Source organism: Pseudomonas sp. (assembly GCF_050739995.1).
In the GTDB taxonomy this organism is placed as follows: domain Bacteria; phylum Pseudomonadota; class Gammaproteobacteria; order Pseudomonadales; family Pseudomonadaceae; genus Aquipseudomonas.
The window spans coordinates 1-5451 of the sequence record NZ_JBOICG010000353.1; the positions used below are offsets into that span (position 1 = coordinate 1).

Consider the following 5451-nt stretch of genomic DNA (forward strand, 5'->3'; position numbering starts at 1 on the left):
CCAAGGGACTGCTGTAAACGCCAACGCCGGATGTGTGCGTGATTGCCACTTAGCAATACGTCGGGAACACGCTGATCCACATACACCTCCGGACGGGTGTAGTGCGGGCAATCCAGCAAACCATCCGTGAAGGAATCTTCCTCCGCGGAGTCCGCATGCCCTAAAGCTCCGGGCAGCAGTCGTGTAACCGCATCTATCAGGACCATCGCCGGCAGCTCGCCGCCAGACAAGACATAGTCCCCAATCGACCACTCTTCATCGACATGAGCTTCAATAAAACGCTCGTCAATGCCTTCATAACGACCGGCAATCAGGATCAGTGCTTCCTCATTCGCCATGTCGCGCACCGCAGCCTGTTTCAGCTGACGGCCTTGAGGGGACAGGTAAATTACCTTCGCCTTCTCCCCGGCGGCTGCCTTGGCCTGAACCAACGCGTCTTCCAGGGGCTTGATCTTCATCACCATGCCCGGGCCACCGCCAAATGGGCGATCGTCCACAGTGTGATGTCGATCCGTCGTGTAGTCTCGCGGGTTCCAACAGGTGAGCTGCAACAGCCCCTGTTTCACCGCCCGACTGGTGATGCCGTACTCGCTGATGGCGGAAAACATCTCGGGAAACAAACTGATCACTTCAATGCGCAAATTAGCCACGCTTAGAAGTCCGCGTCCCATTCCACCTTCATCTCGCCCGCGGCCAGATCGACAGCCAACACGCATTGCTCGGTATACGGCAACAGGCGTTCGCGATCATCCAGGCTGCCAGCGCAAGGCTTGACCACCATTACATCATTGGCGCCGGTTTCCAGAAGATGATCGATTTTCCCGAGCAATTGCCCCAGTTGATCGATAACCTTCAGACCTTCCAGCTGGTACCAGTAGTACTCGCCGTCGGTCAATTCAGGGAACAGGTTGCGCGGCACACAGATCTCATAACCGGCCAGAAGACGAGCTTCTTCACGATCATCAAGACCCTTGAGCTTTGCGACCAGGAACTTATCGCTCCCGCGTCCACTGACCAGCTCGACCTGTTTCACACTACCTTCGCGCTTGAGCGTCCAGGTCTTGTACTGCAACAGGTTTTCAGTCGGATCAGTAAAGGAATACACCTTCACTTCGCCGCGAACGCCATGAACAGAGTAAATCTTGCCGATAACGATCAAATCATCAGCAACAGCTGGCGTCGCGTTCATATTGCTCAGGCTGCGGCCTTAGCCGAGTCTTTCAGCAGCTGAGCAACACGCTCAGATGGTTGTGCACCAACGCTCAGCCAGTAGGCTACGCGCTCTTGGTTCACGGACAGACGAACTTCTTGACCACGAGCGATCGGGTTGAAGAAGCCAACTTGTTCCTTGTGAGAGCCGTCACGTGGGTTGCGGCTGTCAGTTACGGTCAAGTGGTAAAACGGGCGCTTTTTGGAGCCGCCAAGGGCAAGACGGATTGTTAGCATGTGAACATCGTTCCTGTAGTCGGTGCTGCAAATCTAAATGCACAGCGGGCATAGGTGCCCGAAAGGCCGCATATTCTAAGGAATATCCGGACTTTTGCAAATGTCTTTTTCTGGCGCCTATCGGCGTGCCATTCAGATCTGCTATAGAGCCGTCGGTTAAAACGGCGAGTCAGCTCCCGCCAACGGCGGGTTTGCTGGAGATCCCACGTCCCTGTGGGTCGGAGCAGGAGCTGGGCTCCCGCTCGAATACTTTACATTTTCGGCATGCCGCCGCCGGGCAACATACCGCCCATGCCGCGCATCATCTTGGCCATGCCGCCTTTGGCAGAGAACTTCTTCATCATCTTCTGCATCTGCTTGTGCTGCTTGATCAAGCGACCAATGTCCTGCACCTGGGTGCCGGAACCCATGGCGATCCGACGCTTGCGCGAACCGCTGATCAGCTCAGGGTCGCGGCGCTCGGCCGGGGTCATGGAGTTAATGATGGCTTCCATCTGCTTGAACTGTTTCTCTGCCGCGCCCTGGGCATTGCCCATCTGCGCCAGGTTCACACCGCCGATGTTCGGCAGCTTGTCCATCAGGCCGCCGAGGCCGCCCATGTTCTTCATCTGTTGCAACTGGTCGCGGAAGTCTTCGAGGTCGAAGCCCTTGCCCTTCTTCAGTTTCTTGGCCAGCTTGTCGGCCTTGTCTTTGTCGAGGGTGGCTTCGGCCTGCTCGATCAAGCTGAGCACGTCGCCCATGCCGAGGATGCGCGAGGCGATACGCTCCGGATGGAATGGCTCGAGCGCTTCGCTCTTCTCACCCATACCGATGAACTTGATCGGCTTGCCGGTGATGGCACGTACCGACAGTGCAGCACCGCCACGGGCGTCGCCGTCGACCTTGGTCAAAATCACACCGGTCAGCGGCAGTGCGTCACCAAACGCCTTGGCGGTGTTGGCCGCGTCCTGGCCGGTCATGGCATCGACCACGAACAGCGTCTCGACCGGGTTGATCGCGGCATGCAGCGCCTTGATCTCGCCCATCATCTCTTCGTCGATGTGCAGGCGACCGGCGGTATCGACGATGACCACGTCGATGAATTTGAGTTTTGCTTCTTTAATAGCCGCGTTGGCGATGTCGACCGGCTTCTGGCTCAAGTCGGACGGGAAGAAGGTCACGCCCACTTCGCCCGCCAGCATTTCCAACTGCTTGATAGCGGCCGGACGGTAGACGTCAGCCGACACCACCATCACAGACTTCTTCTTGCGCTCTTTAAGGAAGCGCGCCAGCTTGCCGGCGGTGGTGGTTTTACCCGCACCTTGCAGACCGGCCATCAGCACAACGGCCGGAGGCACGGCGCTGAGATTCAAGTCTTCGTTGGCCGCGCCCATCAGGCTTTCGAGTTCGGCCTGGACGATCTTCACAAAGGCCTGGCCCGGGGTCAGGCTGCGGGACACTTCGGTGCCCACCGCACGCTCTTTGACCGAGTTGACGAAGTCCTTGACCACAGGCAAGGCCACGTCGGCTTCCAGCAACGCCATGCGCACTTCACGCAGGGTGTCTTTAATATTGTCCTCGGTCAGCTTGGCCTTGCCGGTAACGTGGCGCAGCGTCTGCGAGAGACGGTCAGTCAGATTTTCAAACATGCGCGATCCTTTCAGGCCCTATTCATCGAAGTGAAGTGATAGACCGAGGTAATGGCGGCCCAGGCTGTGGTAAATCGCTATTAGAAACAGCGCTCGGCGAGCCTGCGGCGTGGGCAGGTCGCGGATTATAGCGAAGACTGCGCCCGTGCACACCCGCTGTCTGGCCCGGGAGTCTTTCGTGGAACGCGGGGGTATGCCAAACTCAACGCCTTTCGGGCTTGTCTATCAGGATTTATGGTCCCCTTGTCACCCAGTTTGCTACCCAGCCTCGCCGCCGCCATCTTGTATGCCGCTGCGACCCTCTATCAGGGCACTCGTCTGGCCCAAGGCACTAAAGCGGACAAACGTCTGCTAGTAGGCCTTGGCGTCCTGGCTCTGCTGGCCCATGCCACGAGCCTGTTCACCCACCTGATGACTCCGGTCGGCCTGGGCCTGGACTTTTTCAGCGCCGCCAGCCTGATCGCCGCTGCCGTGATCGCGCTGACCCTGCTCGCCTGCTACCGCATTCCGGTCGAGAACCTGCTGGTGCTGTTGTTCCCACTGGGAATGCTGACAGTGTTGCTGTCGCACTTCACCCCGACCGGCACGGTTCAGGTCATTGATGAAGAACCCGGCATCCTGGCCCATATCCTGTTGTCGATCCTGGCCTACGGCATGTTCACCATTGCGGTGTTCCAAGCCTTGCTCCTGCTGCTGCAGGACCACCAGCTCAAGAACAAACACCCCTCCGGGCTGATCAAGAACTTCCCGCCACTGCAAACCATGGAAAGCCTGCTGTTCGGGTTCCTGTGGGCCGGCTGGACACTGCTGTCGCTGTCGCTGATTTCCGGCTGGCTGTTCGTTGAAAACCTGTTCGCCCAGCACCTGGTGCATAAAACCCTGCTGGCGTGCCTGGCCTGGGTGGTGTTCAGCGTGTTGCTGTGGGGGCGCAACCGCCTCGGCTGGCGTGGGCACAAGGCGATCCGCTGGACCCTGGCTGGTTTCTGCTTGCTGATGCTGGCCTATTTCGGCAGCAAGCTGGTTCGCGAATACATCCTGCATATCTGACGGGCAGCAAAAATGGACAACTTGCCCTTAGGGCCGATGCTCGCGGTAATCGCCCTGCTGATTCTATGGGCGGCGCTGTTTACCGCCATCGAGGCCGCACAGCAGCACCTGCTGGCCCTGCGTCCCGGCACACGCCAGGGTGACAAGGCCGCAGCCCGCCTGAACTTCCCGCGCAATAGCTTGATCCTGTGCAACAGCCTGTGCCGCGCTGGCGTGGTGATTCTCTGCACCTTGCTCGCCATCTACGCCTGGGCACAGAACGGCCCCTGGCTCGGCGGGCTGATTTCCTGCGCCCTGCTGCTGATACTTGCCGACTACCTGCCTCGCGCCCTTGCCACCCGCCACCCGCAAGCGGTACTGGGGTTCGGCAATGCGTTGTTGGGCGTACCACTGAAAATCCTTTACCCCCTGGCCTGGCTGCTCAATGGCACCAGCCTGTTGCTGGTGCGCCCATTCGCGCGCAAATCCGGCGTGGTGAAAAAGAGCGACGAGCCGCTGCCCGAGCATGACGACGAGCCGGAACCTGAAGCCGACGAAGGCCGTACGCCAGGCATGCCGGGTATCCACGCACTGGACAACATCACGGTCAACGACATCCTGGTGCCACGCAGCGAAGTGGATGGCATCAACCTGGATGACTCCACCGAAGAGATCATCGAGCAACTGCGCACCTCCCAGCGCACCCGCCTGCCGGTATTCCACAGCGACATCAACCAGGTCGAGGCCGTGCTCAACACGCGGCAGATCCAGCACCTGTTGCCCGATGCCAGCCTGACCAAAGAAACCTTGCTCGCCGCCTGCCACGAGCCTTACTTCGTTCCGGAAAGCACGCCCCTGCAATTGCAGTTGCTGAACTTCCACAAGCAGCAACGCCGCCTGGGCATGGTAGTGGACGAATACGGCGAAGTACTGGGTATTGTCACCCTGGAAGATATCCTCGAAGAGATCGTCGGCGAATTCGAAAGCGAGCAAAGTGCGGACAACCCGCACATCGAAGCGCAAACCGACGGGCGCTACATCATCGACGGCGCCGCCTCGATCCGCGAGCTGAACAAAAGCCTGGGCTGGCACCTGCCCAGCGATGGCCCCAAGACGCTCAACGGGTTGGTGACTGAAGCGCTGGAGACCATTCCCGATTGCGCGGTGTGCCTGAAGATCGGCCGCTATCGCCTGGAAATCCTCGAAACCGAGGACAACCGCGTCAGCAAGGTGCTGATCTGGCACACCAGCCGCATGCCAGTCGCTGCATAACCCTCTGACAAAACTCAATCCAATGTGGGAGCGGGCTTGCCCGCGAAAGCGGTGGGTCAGTCGCCTTACTCAGTGACTG

General features: G+C 59.2%; 6 protein-coding genes. 2 read left to right on the forward strand and 4 right to left on the reverse strand.

Annotation, left to right across the window (positions count from 1 at the left end; all coding sequences use genetic code 11):
* The 4 genes from trmD to ffh all read right to left on the reverse strand — a co-directional run.
* Nucleotides 1-671: tRNA (guanosine(37)-N1)-methyltransferase TrmD (trmD, locus tag ACRESD_RS11795; protein WP_431751060.1), on the reverse strand; the 671-nt coding region annotated here is incomplete at its 3' end.
* A complete protein-coding gene (gene rimM / locus ACRESD_RS11800) occupies nt 653-1189 on the reverse strand; it encodes a ribosome maturation factor RimM (RefSeq protein WP_003175898.1) in 537 nt (178 codons plus the stop codon). The genes rimM and trmD, both read right to left, overlap by 19 nt.
* A 5-nt stretch (nt 1190-1194) precedes the next feature.
* Complete coding sequence (rpsP, locus tag ACRESD_RS11805; protein WP_025854836.1) at nt 1195-1446, reverse strand: 30S ribosomal protein S16; 252 nt, start codon at nt 1444-1446, stop codon at nt 1195-1197.
* Nucleotides 1447-1697: 251 nt separating this feature from the next.
* A complete protein-coding gene (gene ffh, locus ACRESD_RS11810; protein ID WP_003193965.1) occupies nt 1698-3074 on the reverse strand; it encodes a signal recognition particle protein in 1377 nt (458 codons plus the stop codon).
* A 234-nt stretch (nt 3075-3308) separates the two neighbouring features.
* On the opposite strand from ffh, the gene ACRESD_RS11815 reads away from it, so the two are divergent.
* Nucleotides 3309-4121, forward strand: coding sequence for a cytochrome C assembly family protein (locus tag ACRESD_RS11815; protein WP_431751061.1), 813 nt, complete (start codon nt 3309-3311; stop codon nt 4119-4121).
* Nucleotides 4122-4133: 12 nt separating this feature from the next.
* Nucleotides 4134-5372, forward strand: a complete 1239-nt coding sequence (locus ACRESD_RS11820) for a transporter associated domain-containing protein (RefSeq protein ID WP_431751062.1) — start codon at nt 4134-4136, stop codon at nt 5370-5372.
* The last annotated feature ends 79 nt before the right edge of the window (nt 5373-5451 follow it).

Excerpts from the sequence above, each read along its gene's own strand:
- ffh (WP_003193965.1), bottom strand. The coding sequence starts at position 3,074 with ATGTTTGAAAATCTGACTGACCGTCTCTCGCAGACGCTGCGCCACGTT.
- rpsP (WP_025854836.1), bottom strand. The coding sequence starts at position 1,446 with ATGCTAACAATCCGTCTTGCCCTTGGCGGCTCCAAAAAGCGCCCGTTT.
- ACRESD_RS11820 (WP_431751062.1), top strand. The coding sequence starts at position 4,134 with ATGGACAACTTGCCCTTAGGGCCGATGCTCGCGGTAATCGCCCTGCTG.
- ACRESD_RS11815 (WP_431751061.1), top strand. The coding sequence starts at position 3,309 with ATGGTCCCCTTGTCACCCAGTTTGCTACCCAGCCTCGCCGCCGCCATC.
- rimM (WP_003175898.1), bottom strand. The coding sequence starts at position 1,189 with ATGAACGCGACGCCAGCTGTTGCTGATGATTTGATCGTTATCGGCAAG.